This window comes from Leptospira sp. B5-022, from assembly GCF_000347035.1.
GTDB classification, from domain to species: Bacteria; Spirochaetota; Leptospiria; order Leptospirales; family Leptospiraceae; genus Leptospira_B; species Leptospira_B cinconiae.
The window spans coordinates 1-18736 of sequence record NZ_ANIJ01000025.1 but is presented as its reverse complement, the minus strand read 5'-3'; the positions used below and the strand labels follow the sequence as shown (position 1 = coordinate 18736).

Sequence of the window (18736 nt, the reverse complement as noted above, 5' to 3'; positions counted from 1 at the left end):
AGTAAGAGGCGAAAATATGGCGGCTACCCAACTGGAAAATGGAGTAAAAAAGGAAAAGGCGGAAGTTTGGACGGAAACCTTCGTTCAGAACGGTGATGTTTCTTTGTATGTAAAATACAATCATACAGCCAAAGAAAGACCGAACAGGCCGACCGTCTTATTCGTTCATGGATATCCGGACGATCATAGGGTCTGGTCCTACCAGATGGAATCCTTAAAAGAGGATTATAATGTAGCCGCTCTCGATCTCAGAGGTTCCGGAAAATCGGATAAGCCTAAAAAACAAAAAGCATATAATGTTCGTAGAATATTCGAAGATCTGGAAGCAGTGATCCGGTTCATCGGAAACGATAAACCTGTACATCTTGTCGCTCATGACTGGGGATCTTTGATCAGTTGGGCATTTGTTGCTGACGAGCAAAGATCGGTTTGGATAAAATCCTATACTGCTATGGGCGGACCGCATCCGGTATTAGGGAAGAGGAGCGCTTTTCAAATGGCTTTTTCCGGAAATCCGATCTCTTTGTACAAGGCACTTTCTCAACTTAAAAGATCTTGGTACATTCTATATTTCCAAATTCCTTTCGTTCCTGAATGGATCTGGAGGACTTTCAGTAAATTTTTCTGGAAGTATACGATGAATTCCGGAGGCGTTCCTAAGAATGATATCCTTAGAAATAAATCCAAGGAAGAGATTGTAGCGACCACCGTCTCCAATGTGAATTTGTATAGAGAGTTGCTTAGAGGGGAAACGTATCCGGAGCCGAAACATATCAAGGTGCCGGTCCAAGTTCTAATTCCGCTCAAAGATTTTGCGATCCGACCGGAGTTATATAGACTTCATGAAAGGATTTGCGATTCCTATCGAGAATATACGTACGATAGCAATCACTGGATCCAAAGAACGATCCCTGATGTGGTCAGTGAAAAAATCAGAGAATTTGTGTGGGAGATCGGCTGAGAAACGCAAAATTGTAATTGCTTCGAACTAGAAAAAAAGAAACCGGATCCGCTCGAAAAGGGTCAGATAAGCATGATCTTGAACGGAGTCCAAAAAATTCTAGTTTTATGGAAAGAGAAAGTTCTTCCAAATTTAGGATCGCTTTCTTTTTTGATCATACCTTTTTTCGCTTTGGTCCTCGTCGCAGACCAGGCAAAATCATTTTCTGAGAAGGAAGTCCAAAATTACTTTTCCGAAACTTGGAAATTAGAGATCGATCCCAAAAGTAATTTGGAATTGTTTAAGGAAGCCCAACGTTGGATCGGCACTCCTCATAAAGACAACAGCAAAAACGAGTCCGGGATAGACTGCTCCAGTCTTGCCGCCAAGTTGGTGCAAAAAGCGTATTCCAAAACGATCACAGGGTCTTCCGAAAGCATTTCCAAACAGGTTAAAAAAATACCCGAATCCGATCTGCAAGAGGGAGATTTAGTATTTTTTAATATATACGGCGAGAAGATCAGCCACGTTGGAGTCTATCTCAAAGATAGAAAGTTTGTGCATGCATCCGTAGTCAAGGGTGTAACCGTCAATTCTTTGGATGAGAACTATTACAAAACTAGATTCGTATTTGCCGGAAGACTATAGTCGCTTCGCTCCTGAAGCCCGCGGCTTTATTATTGGTCCATAATTTGCCTTTTCAAACGGATTATAGTCGCTTCGCTCCTGAAGCCCGTGACTTTGTCATTGGTCGATAATTTGCTTTATGAAACGGACTATAGTCGCTTCGCTCCTGAAGCCCGCGACTTTGTTATTGGTCGATAATTTGTCTTTTCAAACGGACTATAGTCGCTTCGCTCCTGAAGTCCTTGACAATCAGAGCAGAAGAACCGAAATCAACTCCTGCATGAGAGGCCGCAGTTTCGGTCCGATCTTACTTCTGCTTAACTTCTTCTATTGCCAAAAATCTCCTGTCCCAAATTTAGAAGAAGTTAAACCTTCCTTAAGGATCGAAAAAGGATTAGTGAACATAAAAGATATAGATCCGAATATAGAGATCGATCTACGTTATTCTACTTCGGATAATTTTACGGGCTCAGTTATCTATCCTTTCCAAACTTGTTTACTTAGAAAAGAGACTGCAGAAAAATTGAAGGCTGCCAACTCCGAATTCCAAAGTTATGGATACAGGATTAAGATCTGGGACGGCTATCGCCCTCCGTATGCACAAAAGATCTTATGGGAGAAAGTTCCAAATCCAAGATACGTAGGAAATCCTACTAAAGGAGGCTCCGTTCATAATCGAGGTGGAGCAGTTGATCTTACGCTTATCGATTCAGAAGGAAGAGAATTGGAAATGCCAAGCGCTTACGACGAATTCACATACAAAGCTTCTCCCTTTCGCAAAGACTTGGAACCGGTTGTTTCTAAAAATCTGGAGGTTCTTGTTGGAATTCTGACAAAGCATGGATTTAAACAGATCAGTTCCGAATGGTGGCATTATAACGACGGGGATGCAAAAGTTTATCCCTTAGTAGAGGTGGATCCGAAACTTTGGGAGAAATGAAACATTTAGAAATGTTCTCCAATCGTTTGACCAGGATGTCCAAACATTGGAAAAAATGGGCGAGGAGAAGGGGGATCACTTGTTTTCGGGTCTATGATCGCGATATTCCTCAGGTCCCGATCTCAATCGACTTATACGAAAATTACTGCCTAGTTTCCGAATACTTGAATTCCTATCCGATGTCAGAAGATGAGAGAGAATCGGAACGAAATTCCATCCGCAATTTTATAATCGAAATTCTTCAACTTGCTCCTGAAAATTTGTTTTGGAAAACCAGAGAACGAAAAAAGGGCAATCTCCAATATGAAAAGTTCGACACTCAAGAAAAATCCATCCACGTAAATGAAGGCGGATTGAAGTTCAAGGTCAATTTAAGCGATTATTTGGATACGGGCCTTTTTTTGGATCACAGAACGACTCGCGATCTTTTCAGAAAAGAGGCCTCCGGGAAGAATATATTAAATTTATATTCTTATACCGGTGCGTTCTCCGTTTATGCGGCTAACGGCGGCGCGAAAAAAATCACAAGTGTGGATCTCTCCCAAAAATATCTGGATTGGTCCAAGGAAAACTTTGAACTAAACGGATTTTCTCCCGAAGAACATGAGTTTATCAGAGAAGATATTACGGAATGGCTGAAGAGAGAAAGAACCAATCCTAAAAGAACTCAATACGCTCTTATCGTGGTAGATCCTCCTACATTCTCTAATAGTAAAAAGATGAAGGATATATTCGATGTGCAAAGAGATTATTCTTTCTTATTGAATTCTATCTATAGGGATTTTTCCGCACCTGGTGCGATCCTTTTTTTCTCCACGAATTTTAGAAAATTCAAATTGGATACGGATGAACTTCTTTGGGAAGATATTCAGGATATTACGAAACAAACTCATCCGGAAGATTTTCGGAATGAGAAGATCCGGTTTGTCTGGAAGATGAGAAAGTAGGCCACTGCAAATTGAATTCGGGTTTGTTGGAACTCCTACAAAATTGCCCATAAATTGTGATTGAAGATTTTACAGTTTTATGATATAGAGCAAACGATTCCCACGAGCCACTCCCCCCAATCCCAAATGCAGGGTGGGGGCGAGCCTTGGCCCCTGTAGGAATTCCTACAAAATCAGGTGACTGCCGTCTTAGACAAAAATTTCGCGAAAAACTTAGGAAAATAATGTCTTAAAAATAGACCGAATTTCTCTTTTCCACCAGCAATGATCACTTGTAGGTCCTCGTTCTCGATCGCATCCAGGATCCTTTTTGCACATTCGTCCGCATCGATCCCATTCTCGATCACTTTGTCCATTTTTTTCTGAGGAGTTCCGTCTCCTTTGAGTGCGTTATGCGAAATATTGGTCTTCACGAAGCCCGGATATACCAAGGTAACTTTCAGATTCTCTTTCGTATTTTCGGCTCTAAGAGCCTCGTAAAAACCGGTTAACGCAAATTTGGTGGAAGAATATCCGGTTCTCAATGGAACTCCTATGAGTCCTGCAACACTCGCGATCGTGGAAATCCATCCTTGTTTTCTCGCTCTCATGTGCGGAAGTACCGCAAGTGTAAGGGCAATATTTCCGAAATAATTAACCTTCATCAAGGTTTCATAAGTCTCAAGGGAAGTTTCATGAGCCAAGGAACGTTGGCTGATCCCGCCGTTGTTGATAAGCACATCAATCTTTCCGAAAGTTTTGATGACTTGAGCCGGGGCCTTTCCTAATTTTTTATAATCCTCCAGGTCCAAAGGAAGGATCATGCTGTTTGAATTCGTTAGTCCGTTCTCCTTGCGGACCCTTTTTAATTCTTTTTCTCTTCTGGAAGAAAGAACCAAAGTCGCTCCTCTTCTCGCGGCTTCCTTTACTAAAGATTCACCGATTCCGGAAGAAGCTCCTGTAATCCAAACGACTTTGTCTTTGAAAAAGTCTCCCATATTTTTATCTCCGATATTAAATTTCTTAGGCGGTTGTTCGGATCTAAAAGGAATTTAAAAACCAAGGGACCAAGCCCAAGATATAAACCCCTTCTCCTAAAATCCTATACTTTTGAGAATCTTGGAATTGGTCCGCGTAACGCAGGATCCCTCCGGGAACGGCACAAATTAGGGCGATCACTAAAGAGGCCGAAACCGATGTACCCGGCGCCCATTTCCGTATTCCGCCGGCCAATACTAAGGCGCCCAGAAATCCGAGCAAGGACAATCGTAATACCCATTCCTTAGCAAGTTTGGGAGAAAGAACTCCCAATAGATAGACCTGGCCTTCCTTGGCGTCCAACTCCGCTTCCATGAGAGAGTTCATGACTAGATTTAGAGTCGTACCTAAGAAGAATAAGAATAGAAGTAGGGGAACGGTCCAGGAACGAAACCCTACAAGTAATAAGGGACCGAACCAAACTCCTAGGGTATAGATCAATGCCACGGAGAATTCTTTTCCGAAACGTATTTTTCCCCATCGAGCAATTCCTAAATGAAGCACTGCTAAGGTTGCTAATAAGACTCCACCTAATAAAACAATCTCTCTCAATAACAGAAATGCAAGAACTGCGGCGATAATTGTTGCGATAGCACAAAGTATCGTTAAAATTCTAGAATGATCGTAGTGGAATTTATGACGCGGGTTGATGGAATTTTCTCCCACCTTCTTTCCATCCAGTAAATGGTCCAAGGTATAGATGACCCAAACGCTTAACGGAAGAAGGAGCCACCATACCGTTTTCATCTTGGCACCGGTTACTACAGTGGCTAAGGCGCCGGAACCCAAAACGCCAAGACATATATCCAAACTAAGTACATGAACATAAAACCAAAGTTTGTTTTCTAAAACCTTTCGCATACGATCTCTATTACGACAAATTTCCGCGAATCAATTAGTCTGTTTCGGATTATTTTATTGCTTTCGCGGATATGTTATCGATTCCTTCTGATCTAAATTGGGAATGCAAGGATTTTATAAAAACGGATTTAATTTGCCCGGAGTCATCTACGTTCTTTAGCGGAATGTAAATCACCAAATCGATATTAGACGGTCCGAAAGAAACATAACGAAACGAAATTTTGGATTCGTTATAACCTCCTTTCCCATAGATTTGCGCTAATGAAAAGTTCGCAGCTTGTATAAGAATCGATTCCAACTTATCCAAATTTCCTTCCTTAGGAATACCTATCTCTAGTTCGGTCCAAAGTCCTGTATTTGTAAGGCTATAGTTCGTGTACGTGGTCTTGGACATCTTTGCATTCGGAATAATGATCCTGCTTCCGTTCCTTTTTTTGAGAGAAGTAGTTCTCCAGTTGATATCTTCTACTATGCCTTCTTCTCCGGTTTCTAAAGAAATATAATCTCCTACGGATACTTTTTTACCGAGTAAAACCCCAAGTCCTGCAAACAAATTGGAAAGAGTTTCCTGCAAACCTAACGCAAATGCAAGACCTCCCACCCCTAATGCAGTTAAAGCAGGAGTAACGGAGATCCCGAGCGTTTGTAATGCGACCAAACCTCCTGTGAGTAAGATTAGCATCCGAACAATATTATTCAGTATGGATGCCGAGGGGAGAAGTCCTTCTGCCTTTGAAGAATATAAAGTAAAAGCTCCGGAACCTACTCTTGCAAAAGAAAACGTGAATGCTAAGATGCCGAAAACCTTCAGATAAAGAGAAATTTTTTCATCCGTAGAAGATTCTAATTTTAAGAATCGAAGAGCGGTATATAATCCAAAAATAAAAAAGGAAAATCGAACTAGTGAAAGAAGTGCGGTATATAGAGGATGACCGGTGTCTAACTGGTCTTTAGTAAGAGTTTTTGCAAGCCTTGGAACGATGAATCCGCCGAAAAGATAACCCAAAAGAATTCCGGAAATAACCGAAATTACTCCGAGCAACCAATTCGTTTCTAAAATCGCGTCCATCCAAATCATTCTCCCAGATTAAGAGGAAGTATTTTATAGAAAAGAAAAAATGGAAGTACCGAATTATGTGGCAAACCGAGGGCAAATCTAGAGGGAGATAAAATCGGATTTTGTAATGACAAACTAGAGAGATTTCAGAGACTCCTATCCCCATGCAAGAGGGAATCGCGAAAAATCAAATTTTAGAAGTTCCTCTCACGGGCACTATGTCCGCCTACGCTAGACGATTTCCGGAAGAAAGATCAAATCTTTCCGAATGGATGGACGAGATCCATACAAAAGGCATCCAAGAGGTAGTTTTTTGGGGAACGAAATCGGAGGCGAGCGCTTGGAAAAATAGCCAAGTCTTCAGAGATCTTGTAAAAAAACTCCAAGAGGATAAGATCCGTCTCTCTACGATGGATGGGACAAAGTTCCGTTCTTCACCGGACTCAGCCCGAAAACTGGATCGTTTTCTTAGGTCTCATTTGGGCTCCGTACTGGTTTGTTATTCCGAAAACGAATCCGATGCATTCGTAAAATTGATCCAAGAGATACTTTCCGGCAAAAAGGAAGAATCTACCAAAGTATATACACCATATTCTCCTAATATAACTTCCGAAAAACCGCAAAAAGAAAAACAAGAACCGCCTAAAAACCATGGGGAGGATTTTAAGGCATCTAGGATCACTATTCGAGTGAAACTTCTTGCGATCGTTACCGCGATCGTAGTGGTGAGTATGGGATTAATGATCGGACTCGCTACCACTCTGTTCCGAAATTATACCGTATCACTTATTCAAGAGTATAACTTGAGTTTGGCGAGATTGACAGGACTTCAGGTCGGTCTTCGGATCAAAGAACTTTCCGCCAAATCATCCGAGTTTACGGATAAATGGAATATTCGTCCTTCCAAGGGATCTGATTCTAAGAAGATCGCTCCGCCTGCTTTCATCTCGGGATTTTTTTCCACTCATCCTAAAATTCTAGCCTGGGGAAAATACGAACAAGGAGAATCTACGCTTGTTTTTAATCCAAGGTTCGTCCGAGATCTTAGAAAAGAAGAAGATGAGATCCGCGGTTTATGGGTCTCGATCCCGAAAGAAGATAAGGAGAAATATTTCGCTTCCGAATTCGAGGCCACTCGGTTGGAAAATATCAGTTCTAAATTCGGTTTCCCTGCGGTTCTATTTATCGAAAAAGACGTTTCGGGAAAAGGGTATGGTTTCTTCTTAATTTCTCCCCAAGATCTTTGGGAATCAGCGAGATCCGCTTTACAGACCGAACTATTTGCGATCTGGGTTGTGGACTCCAGAGGAAGATTAGTCGCTCATACGGAAGAATCCGAAACGGTTTCCGCAAAAGATTATTCTAAAAATCCTTTGGTTCAATTTTTATTAAGAAGTCCCGCGGATAACGGATCCCAAACTTCTATCTTCGAAGGAAAGGAAACCTTAGGATCTTTCCAACAATTGGAAGACGGTAACCTCGCAGTTGTATCTTCCATCGAAGCTGACAAAGCATTCGAAGCGGTGTATAAGATCAGAAGGCAGAATTTTTATATTCTGATCTCCGTCTTAAGCCTCGCATTCTTAGTGGTATTTCTATTCTCCCGAACTCTAACTGTTCCTTTGATCAATCTACTGAGTGCGACTAGGCAGATTGAACGAGGAAATTATAAAGTTGGGATCAAACCGGTAACCAGAGACGAGGTCGGAGTTCTAACAAATTCATTCCTCAAGATGGCCCATGGCTTGGAAGAAAGAGAGAAGATCAAAGACACTTTCGGAAAATTTGTGAATAAGGAAATCGCAGAAAGGGCATTGGCGGGAGATATGCCCTTAGGCGGGGTTACCAAAGATGTTACCGTATTTTTCTCCGATTTAAGGAACTTCACTGGGATGTCCGAAAAATTAAAACCTAGCGAGGTGGTCGACTTCCTAAACGCATACTTCACAGAAATGGTGGAATGTATCTATCTTACGGAAGGGATCGTAGATAAGTTCATCGGGGACGCGATCATGGCCCACTGGGGCGCATTGTATACGGATGAGAATGATGCAAGGAACGCGATAAACTCGGCACTTCTGATGAGAAACGCATTGTTGGAGTTCAATCGGATCGGTAACGAGATAGGAAGACCCCAGGCAAGATTCGGATGCGGGATCAATACGGGGCCGGTGGTGGTAGGGCAGATCGGCTCGGAAAAAAAATTGGAGTTCACGGTCATCGGCGACGCCGTCAATCTCGCTTCTCGTATAGAATATTTAACCAAAGATTTCGGGACGGATATATTAGTCTCTGAAACATCGTATGAAAAAGTAAAAGATCACTATAAATTCGAATCACTTCCTCCGGTTTGGATCCGAGGAAAAGAAAAACCCCAACGACTCTATGCCGTATTGGGCTGGTTGGAAGATCCGGACTGTCCTAAAAATATAGAAGAACTCCGTAAGATTTGCGGGATACCGGAGCCTGATTCTCCTTCCAAGGCGATTGCGGATTAAGATATGGATTGGAGAATTTACAAGAGAGAATGGCAGGTAGGCATTGGCTGCTTCATTATACTTTTCTTATCTTTATACCTTCTATATTTTGAGTCCAAGTCCAGTGGTGGTACGGGAAAGGAAATCATGGGAACTGTCTCTTTCCGTTATAAAACCGCACAAAGAAAATTTCCGGACAGAATGTTATGGGAAGATCTGGAGCAAGGAATGCCCGTATACGATAGGGATTCCATCCGAACGGACGAGGCTTCCGAGGCGGTAGTATTTTTAAAATCAGGCACTCGGATAGAATTAGATCCTCAGTCCATGGTGGTTCTCCAATTAAAGGAGAATAAGGAGAACCTGGATCTAACCGAAGGAAATATATTGGTAGAGAGCGGAAAAAAAGTACTCTCCGTGATCGCAGGAACGGTAGGTTTAGAAGCGGAACTTGGCTCCAAATTCCAAATCACCAAAAACGAGAACGGCACTCGAGTAGACGTGGAAAGAGGCCAGGTAGAATGGTCTGAAGACGGAAACGTCAAACAAACATTAGGTGAAAGAGAAAGCTCCTTAAATGGAAATAAACTCAACCAAAATTGGAGCCTTGTTAGCCCCGAAGATTCTTATCGATATTTTCCTGCGGAATTGGAGCAAACGGTTGAGTTTCGTTGGGAAGGAGGAGAAGATGGTATATTAGAAATTTCTCCTAGACGGGACTTCACCGTATATATTTCGAAAAGGCCTTCCAAGGAGCCTTATTATAAACAAAAATTCCCGGAAGGGATCTATTATTGGAGGGTCAACTCTAAGGACGGCAAAAAAATATCCGAAGTCCGAAAGTTCAGAGTTCTCCCGAACTTTCCGGTAGAATTACATTATCCTAAAAAAGATCTTTCTCAGGAAGATAGGACCGTGGCATTCTCCTGGGCAAAACAAAAGATAGCAAGCGGATATAAATTGCAGATCTCTAACGATCCTAATTTCGGAGCCTTGTCCGAGACCCAAGTATTCCGTACGAATTTTTCACTCACCTTGGATCCCGGGACTTATTATTGGAGAGTACAATCTTATACCAATCTTCCCGGAACGGAAACATTTTCGGAAGTACGTAAATTTTCCATTTCACTTCCTGTGCTCCAGGTTGCAGAAACAAAACAAGAGATAGCAGCTATTCCGGAGACTCAGTCAAATGCGGATCTTTCCGTAGATTTCCCGAAAAACGGTGCAGTGGTGGATATGACCGGTAAGGAAAGTATCTCTTTCCGATGGAAATTCTCCGCCAAACAGAAACAAAGCGAATGGAAATTTCGTCTTTTTTATAAGAGAGGCTCAGGTGACGAGTTGATCTATGAAAAAAAGACAAAAGGGGATCGGTTGGTGTTCAAAGATTTGGAAAAACTGGATGTAGGAACATTTCGTTGGACGATCGAATCGGATTCCGATCCCAACCTCAGATCGGAAGCGGATTTTAAAATATTACTTAGGGAAGAATTGGAAGCCCCGGAAACAAAATCCAGTGGCGCTCGCCCTTAAGGAGAAGGCATGTTCTTATTCCGCGGAAAAAATTTCGGTATTGTATTTCAGTTTATTCTAATATTCTTTTCCATATCCTCGGGGGTTTTTGCCGAGAAAAAAAGTTTCGTTTATTATATAGAATGGAAAGAAGTAAAAGGAAGCCGCGGTTATTTGGTGGAAGTAAGAAAAGCGGAACCTTCTCAGGAATTATTTTTAGAAAAGAAGGTTTCCGAGAACGAAATAGAATTCTCCTTAGAAGCAGGTACCTACGAGTACAGGATCGCTGCACTCAATAGATTCGGAAAGCCTGCTTCTTATACTCCATGGACCAATTTTAAAGTTGAACAAGACCGTCCGAAAGCGGTCGCTTTGGCGGAAAAAGAAGAGGCTAGTAAAGGAAACAAAACCTCCAAGTTTGTTTGGATCCCGGGCACTGGATATTATTCCAAAGGAGAACGTTGGAAGTCCTACAGTATTTGGGCCTGGTTCGGGGCTCTTGCCTATCTTGGAAATTCGGAACGAGAGGCCGGGAATATTCTCGCCTCAAAGCCGTTAAACGATCCGATGAATATTGCGGTCTTAAGTTTAAATCTACCTTCTTCCTTTACTCTTTATCTTTGGCAGGCAAGAGAGAACGATAAGAAAGAATATGAAATGCACCAAAACAATCAGGCCCTTATCGGGGGAGTTGCTGTCCTAAGCGTAGCACTTTCTCTTTGGTTGGAAAATAAACTTCCACAAGGAGATTCGGTGCAGTTCAAGGTGAGCCCTGATCGAGGCGGAAATCAAAATACTTTTGCAAATACCGGATTCTCTCAGAACAGATGGGAAGTCCAATATACAAGGAGCTTCTGATCAATGGCTCTTCGAATTACCACTTTACTCATTTTTCTTTCCGGTTTTTTTAGCTCCGCTTGTTCCAAGCCGTTTCCCGGAGGAGATGAACTCATCCTCTTAGGGATTCTTGGAAAAACACGTTATCTGTTCGTTACGACTTCCCCCAATACGGGAAACTTGGGCGGAGTTGGAGGTGCGGATCTTATCTGTCAAAGTGCAAAAACTTCAGAAGTCCCCGAATTACCCGGTTCCGCTTTGGAATACGTTGCATTGATCGCGGCTTCGACTCGGGTACCGGGAGGAGCGGGCTGGCCTCTACTTGCAAATACGAATTATTATGCGATGGATCCTGGACAGACTCTCATATTTCATACGAACAGTTCCGCGATCCCTGTGGTCCCGATGGATAGTGCGACCGGAATTCCTGGAGCAGGAAACTATTGGACGGGTATCAGTATGACTTTTGGAGTAGGAGATACCTGTCTTAATTGGGGCGATGGTACCGCTGGGCAATTCGGAGAATACGGAGCCCCCGCAGACAATACCATTGGGGGATTCAACCAAGGCTTCTCGGATGGATGCGATCAGCCTAAAAGCCTACTTTGCGTTAGAAATTAACTCTCTACGATCCCTGCCCGGATGGCGTAAACTACCAGGTCCGCCACTTTGTGTAAGTCCAACTTCTTCATGATGTTTGCCCTATGCACCTTTACGGTTGCAGGCGAGATATGAAGAAGTTTCCCTATTTTCTCGTTGGAATTTCCTTCTGAGATCAATTTTAAGATCTGTCTTTCTCTGTCGGAAAGAACCGAGAATACTGACGGACCTTCTTCCTGGAGTTCTCCGGTCTTTTTGCGGCCGATATTGGAAAGTACACGAGTTGCGATCCTTGGGCTTAAATATGTTTCCTTTCTGCGGACCGCATCTATCGCTCTGAGTAGATCTTCTCCTGCGTCGTCTTTTAGGACATAACCGTTGATGCCAAGGTCCACCAGTTTCTGGATGTATTCTTCGTTATCATGTCGGGATAGAATGATGACCTGGACTTTGGGATAATATCTTTTGACTCCCTTAACGAGGTCGATACCGCTAACTCCCGGCATGGAGATATCCGTGATGAGAATATCAGGCTCTAATTTGCCTATCTCATCTAATGCCTGTTCGGCGTTCCCGTTTTCGCCGATGATCTCCAGATCGTTTTGTCCGGAAATGATCAGCCTAAGACCTTCTCTTAAGATCGCGTGGTCGTCTACAAGATAGAGTTTGCAAACGGAGGGTTGGGCGTTCATACTTTCTCCTTGGAACGTTTTTTTAACGGGATCCTTAGCACGTATTGAGTGCCTTTATTGGGCTCCGTTTCTAAAAAAAGAGTACCGTTTAGGTCCTCGGTTCTTCTCCGAATATTTTCCAATCCGTATCCGGTAGATTTTATTCTGGCTTCTTTTTCTTTAAATCCTTTTCCGTTATCTTTTGCAGAAACTACCAAAGTATCATTCTCCGAAAAGATCTTCAACTCCACTTTATTCGCTTGGGAATGTTTCAGAATATTAGCGCAAATTTCCTGTAAAATTCTGAAAACTTGGTTCTGTATTTCCTGTGGAATTTTTTCGGGAACCTTGAACTCTGATTTCACTTTAATTTTTTGTATCGGAAAAATTTGATTCGCTAGAGATTTCAAAGCGGCCTCCAGCCCTAGTTCTTTTAAGGAAGTAGGTTGCAAATTTGTGTAAATTTCGCGGAGTTCTTGGCTAGCTCGATCGATGAGTCCTAGACCGGAGCCGAAAGATTCAGGATGCTCCTTCTCAGATTTTTGATACGCTTGGAAATGTAATTTTGCAGCGAGTATAAGTTGTCCAACTCCATCATGAAGTTCTCTTGCGAGTCTGGATCTTTCTTCTTCTTGGGAAGCTAATACCTGTGTGTGGAGAGTGGCGATCTTCTTCTCTAACTTTTTATTCTCGGTGATATCTTTTAAGATCATTCCAAGGCTGTCTTTGAATCTGAAGATAGAATATCCGTAAGACTTCTTTCCTTTTCTGAATTCCTGGTTCTGTAATTTTGTTTTGAGAGCCTTGTGAAGATTTTCTCTTAGGTTGGCTTCTTCCTTTGAATCCAACTTTAATAGATTGAATAGATTTTTGCCTACTGTGCTTGCGAATCTGAGTTTGAATTCTTTTCGAAAGGATGCGTTTGCAAATCGGACAATATTGTTTTCATCCAAGGCAACGATAGGAGAGATCTCCTCTACCAAGGAAAGGAATTTAGAAGCCTGCTCCTTACCGGAGTAAGAGCCAGATTGTTTGGTTTCTTTTCGTTTGAGAAGTCCTGAAGCCACTTAAAGTTCAGGATATAGTCCGGCTTATGGATCGAAAAGAAAAAAACCCCTCCCCTCGGCCGAATGAGGGAAGGGGGAGGTTGCTTTTACTCTTTCAGGAGTCCCAAATTAGGGCGTAGCCGGAAACACATCCGAAGTATTCGGAGTTCGGAACCAATCCGAATTAGTGGTTCCAAGAGATTCATACCAAGTTTTAAAAGTAGGATACGAATTTCGAATATCCGTAGCTTCGTAAGGCCATTGGAAGTTTCCAGGTACAAGAAGTACCCAAGGGAAACCGGAAGCATCCCTATAGATGTCCTTACCTTCCGCATCGAAGTACCTTCCTGCAGCATGTATATCTTTACCGGTATTGACGACTCTTATGAACGTATCGTAAGGAGCAGGTCCAAGCGCCAGTTTAGAGATCGGTTCGGACAGAATAACTTCCAATTTTGCCGTTTTTCCTTTTATGAAAACGGTATCCGTTCTGGATGCGTTCGACTTGGAAATTGTAGTAGAGCTATTTCCTAAAATTTCCAGATCAGCAATCGATGTCGGAGTTCCGCTTAAGTTTTCTTCCAAGGTAGTCCCGTCTGCAGCATAGCGGAGAAGTGAATAACTTGCCACACTTGCTCCAGGTAAACCGAAACGGAGAGTATGATTGTATCCGGCGCCTTTCGCAACATGAGTGAAATAACCCCTCACTCGTACTACCTCGCCGAATTTATTCAGATCTTCTTCGAAATAAGAACGGATCACATAGTCGTTGAAGTCCGCATCTCCTTGTTTCGGAAATAAGTCCTCATAGGATGTGGTGTAATAATCTTCCGCAGGAACACGGATCGAACTCACTCTTGTCGGATCGTTCGGAAATACGTCCTCGAAATCTTGGACACCGTCTCCATCGGAATCGATGATCTGTTGGCCGGTCGCTGTGAAGCTGATAGAGATCCTTCTATCTACTTTACTTACCGTCGCGATGGAAATGTCTGCTTCGTAAAACTTGCCGTACGCTTCTACGGTTAGATGAACTGTTTTAGTATCACCATCTACCGTAAAACTACCCGTAACTTCTCCGCTGGGATTCGTATAAGCTTTAAAAACCGATTTATTACTAGGAGCACCGGGAACGGCGGAAGGCACTGTAACTTGCACCATGGACCCGTTCACAGGAGCCACAGGATCTATGACTTGAACGTTAACGGTGATTGTGCGAGTGGTATCGAATACGAAATCTACCGGAGCGGTCTCGTCATTGATATCGATCCCGAAATCGGTAGGCCCGGAAGGAGCCTCCACTGGAGTTGCCCCTGCTACCAGACTCATCAACCAAGCGTAGTTCGGATCGCTGGAAGACGTGCAGGACACGAAAGAGATACTGAGAGAGGCTAAAAAGCAGGTTAGGATTTTTTTTGTCATATATGCACCCGTAGGGATGTCATGATTATGCTTATCTCTCATCAATACGCAATACACCCGAAGGTATAGATTTCCGGAACCTTCGGCTAATACTATTTTTGGTACTTTGTTCGAATGAGATCTCTAATTGCCGGAATTCCGGCGAATTAAAGAGTCGCTTGGAAACTTTCTAAAGCTTTGGTCCGGAAAGAATGGAAATCCCCGGAAGAGAAAAATTTACAATGTTTTAATACTTCATCAGGGATCTCGGAGAACTTGGCTTCTTCGTTGTTGATCTTGATCATCATATCTCCCAGATAAATAGGGAAAATGATCTCTTTGTACTGTTCTTCCGCCAATTGAGGCCTATGATGATATTCCATCGTTTTAGAGTATAGTTCTGGGAAATTCCATTTTTCCGCGATGAGCGCTCCAATCTTAGTATGGGTAATACCGAATGCGGCTTCTTCCATAGAAAGAGAAGATGCGATTTCTTTGGATGCGGAATAATTTTGGATCTTACCCATCCGTTCTTCTTCCAAGGATAGAAGAATGATCTCGCCTATATCATGAAGAAGCGCCGCCGACATCAAATTACTCATAGCTTCCTTAGGAAGATTCAATCTTTGGGCGATCAATTTACAGTAATATGCACATTGATTGGATTTTTCCCAGATCGTTAAGAAGGCAGGGAACTTGTTCTCCAGGATCTGTTTTGTTCCGAGAGAATATAACAAAACCTGCAATTCTTTCAAACCGATCAGTTGGATCGCTCTATCCAAGGACTCAACTTTGTTCCCTCTGCGGAAAGCCGCCGAGTTGGATAATTTCAGAATGTTTGCAGAAAGAGCCACGTCCTTCTTTACCATCTCGGCAATCTGACTGATGCTAGAATTCGGTTTATCGATAGCTGCTTGGATGTCTTGGATTGCTTTCGGGAAGGTAGGAAGTTGGTCTACTTCCTTAATGATCTCTTCCGCCTTTTGGATCTGAACGTTCTCTTTTTGGATCTGGATCGGAATATCTATGATTACGGATGTATTATTGCCTTGGCTTTCTACCTTATAGGAACTCGCGCCCAAGCCGTCGTTTTTTAACATCATTAAGGTCATGATGAGCCCGAGACCTGCTCCTTCCGTCTCGTCCCCTTTTTCTAAAAAAGCTTCCGCAAGATCGTTATACGTTTTTGCTTTTTCGATCCTCTCATTGATACGATCCACTTCTTCCGGACTGAGTTTTACGTTATTCATCACTCGGATGCGGATGGTATCCTTATTATGAATGAAGGAAACTAAAACAACGTAATTGTTTTTAAAGAGAAGATCTTCGTATTTCTCCTTATTATCCAGATAAGTTTTTTTAAACCCTGTGATCTTACTACGATACACGCTCGGATTTTGGATATCTGCTTGCAGTTCTCTAAAATAGATCCTTTTGATATTTGCTTTGATGGTGTTCGTGATGGTTTCTTTTAAGGCAGCAAGAACAGAGTCCCTCACGAATATGATATCCAAATGTAAAAGATAACGATCCAAGGTTTTGGAGAGAACGCTGTCTACACTCTCCGTAAGATTAAAAAATTTAAAATGAAACGGGATATTCTCCGAAATGGGATGATCCAGGTCTTTCAAATTGCTGAATATACCGTGGTCTTTGTGATGGAAAAGTTCTAGGGTTTTCCCTTGGCTCATATCATAACTCTGAAAAACGTTAGTGGTCTTTGTCAAGAATTAGCGAAACTTAAAAATGAAAAATAAGATTCTACTAAGCGAATTATACGGATTAAACTTGGAAAAAAATACCGATCGGAAAATTTATCTTTCCATTCTTGTCGGAAATAAATTTCCAAAAACGTCAATGGTAATTAGTCCTTTTGGACTAAACCATCACTCGATCGAGTAGGAAAATTCTTGGCATAACAGGTTGAATAAAAAGCGACTTTGGTCTGGAGAGGAGACTTTTTCCAAAAAAGTTACGGAATGATCATTCAATAAAAAGGTTGCGCCAAAATCCTGAATTTGATGAAATTAAATCTTGGTTCTCTACCAGTCCGGATTTCCGGCAGAATGTTAGAACTTAGGAGACCCCTCATGTCCAGCACAGCTACACAACCGGCGAGCTCAGTCTCTTCCGCCTCCAGCGGAACGGCTTCTTTTCCTGCTCCGAACCCTAAGGAGATGCAAAGAGTATTCGATGCTCAAAAACGTCATTTTCATAAGGTTCTGAAAGTTTCCAAGGCGAAGGATCGAATCGTATTATTGAAAAAATTACTGGCGGCAGTGGAAAGACTGACCCCGGAGATCAAACAGGCTTTACAAAAGGATTTTAGAAAAGCTCCTCACGAAACGGATCTAACGGAGATCATGCCTTCTATCGCAGAATTAAAAGATGCGATCCGACATGTTAAAACCTGGATGAAACCGGAAAGAGTAAAAACCCCAGTGTCACTTTTCGGTGCGAGAAGTTCTATTTCTTACGAACCAAAGGGAGTAACGCTGATCATTTCTCCATGGAACTATCCGTTCTATCTTGCGATTGCACCGTTGACTGCCGCACTTGCAGCCGGAAACACTGCGATCATCAAACCTTCCGAATTTACACCCGAAACTTCTAAACTACTTACGAAACTAGTAAAAGAAACCTTTCAAGAGGGAGAAGTAGCCGTATTCGAAGGAGATCATACGGTTTCGACAGCTCTAATGGAGTTACCATTCGATCACATCTTCTTCACGGGAAGTACACATGTAGGAAAGATCGTAATGGCTGCTGCGGCAAAAAATCTTTCTACAGTGACATTGGAGTTGGGAGGAAAATCTCCGGCGATCATCGTACCGGGAGCGAACCTGAAAAAGGCGGCTCAAAAACTGGTTTGGGGAAAGATCATGAACGCAGGACAAACCTGTGTGGCGCCTGACTATCTACTTCTACCGGAAGGACAAACGGAAGAATTCGTAAAACAAGCGAAGGCCGCTGTAAAATCTTTCTATGGAGAAAGTTCTGCGGACATTAAGAACAACAAAGATTTCTGTCGTTTAGTGAACCAAAGGAATTTCCAAAGAGTTTCCGGTTATATTCACGAAGCGGTTGAAAAAGGTGGAAAGGTAGTAATGGGAGGAGAAACAGATTCTTCTCAAAACTATATAGAGCCTACACTGATTGCCGATGTTCCAGCAAATGCAAGGATCATGGAAGATGAGATCTTTGGACCGGTGCTTCCAATCCTAACATACAAAAACCTGGATGAAGCAGTGGAGAAGGTTCTTTCCAAACCGAAGCCGCTTGCACTCTATGTGTTCGGAAGTAATAACAAGTATATCAACAAAGTCCTCAAGGAAACATCTTCCGGAGGAGCTGCGGTGAATGACGTTATCGTACATTTGGCGAACCCGAATTTACCGTTCGGAGGGATCAATCACTCCGGACACGGTAGTTACCACGGCTGGTGGGGATTCAGAACATTCTCTCACGAGAAGTCCGTCTTTAAACAAGCCCCATTCTCTTCGATTGAAATGTTGTATCCACCTTATACCGGCTTCGTGGATAAAATGCTTCAATTCACCAAGAAGTTCTTCGTTTAAGAACTTCCTCTACTTTCTTCGATTTGAAAGCCCTCTTCGGAGGGCTTTTTTGTTTTTAGGGGCGGTTCCTCACTTCGTTCGGACCGGGCTACTACGGGTTCGCGCATTCGCGCTCATCCTGGCTTCGCCAGGACTAAAGCCCTTCGTATCCCTGCCGCAGCGACCCATAGGGAGCCGGTGAGCGATTATGGTGCAGTTTGTTTGATTTGAAATTTAGCTTCG

The 18736-nt window shown here is 42.6% G+C and carries 16 protein-coding genes; 9 read left to right on the top strand and 7 right to left on the bottom strand.

Annotated elements, in window-relative coordinates:
• Positions 1-16: 16 nt before the first annotated feature.
• The 4 genes from LEP1GSC192_RS12300 to LEP1GSC192_RS12285 all read left to right on the top strand — a co-directional run bounded on the left by LEP1GSC192_RS12300 (position 17) and on the right by LEP1GSC192_RS12285 (position 3454).
• Positions 17-961, top strand: a complete 945-nt coding sequence (locus LEP1GSC192_RS12300) for an alpha/beta fold hydrolase (RefSeq protein ID WP_020770311.1) — start codon at positions 17-19, stop codon at positions 959-961.
• Positions 962-1033: 72 nt separating this feature from the next.
• Positions 1034-1588 carry a C40 family peptidase gene (locus LEP1GSC192_RS12295; protein WP_020770377.1) on the top strand — a complete coding sequence of 185 codons (555 nt, stop codon included), beginning with the start codon at positions 1034-1036 and terminating at the stop codon, positions 1586-1588.
• 259 nt (positions 1589-1847) lie between these two features.
• Positions 1848-2507 carry a D-alanyl-D-alanine dipeptidase gene (gene ddpX / locus LEP1GSC192_RS12290; RefSeq protein ID WP_020770332.1) on the top strand — a complete coding sequence of 220 codons (660 nt, stop codon included), beginning with the start codon at positions 1848-1850 and terminating at the stop codon, positions 2505-2507.
• A complete protein-coding gene (locus LEP1GSC192_RS12285; protein ID WP_020770502.1) occupies positions 2504-3454 on the top strand; it encodes a class I SAM-dependent methyltransferase in 951 nt (316 codons plus the stop codon). Before ddpX ends, LEP1GSC192_RS12285 begins: the two co-directional genes overlap by 4 nt.
• Positions 3455-3627: 173 nt before the next feature.
• Here the strand turns inward: LEP1GSC192_RS12285 and LEP1GSC192_RS12280 are convergent, their stop codons facing one another.
• The 3 genes from LEP1GSC192_RS12280 to LEP1GSC192_RS12270 are packed head-to-tail and all read right to left on the bottom strand — an operon-like array spanning position 3628 to position 6401.
• Positions 3628-4431 carry an SDR family oxidoreductase gene (locus tag LEP1GSC192_RS12280; protein ID WP_020770342.1) on the bottom strand — a complete coding sequence of 268 codons (804 nt, stop codon included), beginning with the start codon at positions 4429-4431 and terminating at the stop codon, positions 3628-3630.
• Between the two features lie 43 nt (positions 4432-4474).
• Positions 4475-5332 (bottom strand): LA_0991 family prenyltransferase-like protein, encoded by an 858-nt coding sequence (locus LEP1GSC192_RS12275; RefSeq protein WP_020770372.1) that lies wholly within the window; start codon positions 5330-5332, stop codon positions 4475-4477.
• Positions 5333-5381: 49 nt separating this feature from the next.
• Positions 5382-6401, bottom strand: coding sequence for a mechanosensitive ion channel family protein (locus LEP1GSC192_RS12270; protein ID WP_020770504.1), 1020 nt, complete (start codon positions 6399-6401; stop codon positions 5382-5384).
• A gap of 152 nt (positions 6402-6553) precedes the next feature.
• On the opposite strand from LEP1GSC192_RS12270, the gene LEP1GSC192_RS12265 reads away from it, so the two are divergent.
• The 4 genes from LEP1GSC192_RS12265 to LEP1GSC192_RS12250 are packed head-to-tail and all read left to right on the top strand — an operon-like array spanning position 6554 to position 11839.
• Entirely contained in the window at positions 6554-8887 is a 2334-nt protein-coding gene (locus LEP1GSC192_RS12265) for an adenylate/guanylate cyclase domain-containing protein (RefSeq protein ID WP_020770480.1), read from the top strand.
• 3 nt (positions 8888-8890) lie between these two features.
• Positions 8891-10402, top strand: a complete 1512-nt coding sequence (locus LEP1GSC192_RS12260; protein WP_020770328.1) for a FecR family protein — start codon at positions 8891-8893, stop codon at positions 10400-10402.
• A gap of 9 nt (positions 10403-10411) precedes the next feature.
• On the top strand, positions 10412-11239 hold the full coding sequence (locus LEP1GSC192_RS12255; protein ID WP_020770453.1) for a hypothetical protein: 828 nt from the start codon (positions 10412-10414) through the stop codon (positions 11237-11239).
• Between the two features lie 3 nt (positions 11240-11242).
• Positions 11243-11839, top strand: a complete 597-nt coding sequence (locus LEP1GSC192_RS12250) for a DUF1554 domain-containing protein (RefSeq protein WP_020770339.1) — start codon at positions 11243-11245, stop codon at positions 11837-11839.
• Here the strand turns inward: LEP1GSC192_RS12250 and LEP1GSC192_RS12245 are convergent.
• The 4 genes from LEP1GSC192_RS12245 to LEP1GSC192_RS12230 all read right to left on the bottom strand — a co-directional run bounded on the left by LEP1GSC192_RS12245 (position 11836) and on the right by LEP1GSC192_RS12230 (position 16627).
• Complete coding sequence (locus tag LEP1GSC192_RS12245) at positions 11836-12510, bottom strand: response regulator transcription factor (RefSeq protein ID WP_020770534.1); 675 nt, start codon at positions 12508-12510, stop codon at positions 11836-11838. The genes LEP1GSC192_RS12250 and LEP1GSC192_RS12245 overlap by 4 nt on opposite strands.
• On the bottom strand, positions 12507-13556 hold the full coding sequence (locus tag LEP1GSC192_RS12240) for a sensor histidine kinase (protein WP_020770321.1): 1050 nt from the start codon (positions 13554-13556) through the stop codon (positions 12507-12509). Before LEP1GSC192_RS12240 ends, LEP1GSC192_RS12245 begins: the two co-directional genes overlap by 4 nt.
• A 108-nt stretch (positions 13557-13664) precedes the next feature.
• Positions 13665-14957, bottom strand: coding sequence for an LruC domain-containing protein (locus LEP1GSC192_RS12235; RefSeq protein ID WP_020770527.1), 1293 nt, complete (start codon positions 14955-14957; stop codon positions 13665-13667).
• Between the two features lie 146 nt (positions 14958-15103).
• The gene (locus tag LEP1GSC192_RS12230; RefSeq protein ID WP_020770468.1) at positions 15104-16627 is read right to left on the bottom strand and encodes an HDOD domain-containing protein; all 1524 of its coding nucleotides are present in this window, start codon (positions 16625-16627) and stop codon (positions 15104-15106) included.
• Positions 16628-17002: 375 nt separating this feature from the next.
• Between LEP1GSC192_RS12230 and LEP1GSC192_RS12225 the strand changes: the two genes are divergently transcribed.
• The gene (locus LEP1GSC192_RS12225; protein WP_369750175.1) at positions 17003-18514 is read left to right on the top strand and encodes an aldehyde dehydrogenase family protein; all 1512 of its coding nucleotides are present in this window, start codon (positions 17003-17005) and stop codon (positions 18512-18514) included.
• The last annotated feature ends 222 nt before the right edge of the window (positions 18515-18736 follow it).

Bases quoted from the DNA above. Each gene is read 5' to 3' on its own strand.
- LEP1GSC192_RS12260 (WP_020770328.1), top strand. From the start codon at position 8,891: ATGGATTGGAGAATTTACAAGAGAGAATGGCAGGTAGGCATTGGCTGC.
- LEP1GSC192_RS12300 (WP_020770311.1), top strand. From the start codon at position 17: ATGGCGGCTACCCAACTGGAAAATGGAGTAAAAAAGGAAAAGGCGGAA.
- LEP1GSC192_RS12250 (WP_020770339.1), top strand. From the start codon at position 11,243: ATGGCTCTTCGAATTACCACTTTACTCATTTTTCTTTCCGGTTTTTTT.
- LEP1GSC192_RS12235 (WP_020770527.1), bottom strand. From the start codon at position 14,957: ATGACAAAAAAAATCCTAACCTGCTTTTTAGCCTCTCTCAGTATCTCT.
- LEP1GSC192_RS12270 (WP_020770504.1), bottom strand. From the start codon at position 6,401: ATGGACGCGATTTTAGAAACGAATTGGTTGCTCGGAGTAATTTCGGTT.
- LEP1GSC192_RS12275 (WP_020770372.1), bottom strand. From the start codon at position 5,332: ATGCGAAAGGTTTTAGAAAACAAACTTTGGTTTTATGTTCATGTACTT.
- ddpX (WP_020770332.1), top strand. From the start codon at position 1,848: ATGAGAGGCCGCAGTTTCGGTCCGATCTTACTTCTGCTTAACTTCTTC.
- LEP1GSC192_RS12245 (WP_020770534.1), bottom strand. From the start codon at position 12,510: ATGAACGCCCAACCCTCCGTTTGCAAACTCTATCTTGTAGACGACCAC.
- LEP1GSC192_RS12230 (WP_020770468.1), bottom strand. From the start codon at position 16,627: ATGAGCCAAGGGAAAACCCTAGAACTTTTCCATCACAAAGACCACGGT.
- LEP1GSC192_RS12225 (WP_369750175.1), top strand. From the start codon at position 17,003: ATGTTAGAACTTAGGAGACCCCTCATGTCCAGCACAGCTACACAACCG.
- LEP1GSC192_RS12255 (WP_020770453.1), top strand. From the start codon at position 10,412: ATGTTCTTATTCCGCGGAAAAAATTTCGGTATTGTATTTCAGTTTATT.
- LEP1GSC192_RS12265 (WP_020770480.1), top strand. From the start codon at position 6,554: ATGCAAGAGGGAATCGCGAAAAATCAAATTTTAGAAGTTCCTCTCACG.
- LEP1GSC192_RS12280 (WP_020770342.1), bottom strand. From the start codon at position 4,431: ATGGGAGACTTTTTCAAAGACAAAGTCGTTTGGATTACAGGAGCTTCT.
- LEP1GSC192_RS12295 (WP_020770377.1), top strand. From the start codon at position 1,034: ATGATCTTGAACGGAGTCCAAAAAATTCTAGTTTTATGGAAAGAGAAA.
- LEP1GSC192_RS12285 (WP_020770502.1), top strand. From the start codon at position 2,504: ATGAAACATTTAGAAATGTTCTCCAATCGTTTGACCAGGATGTCCAAA.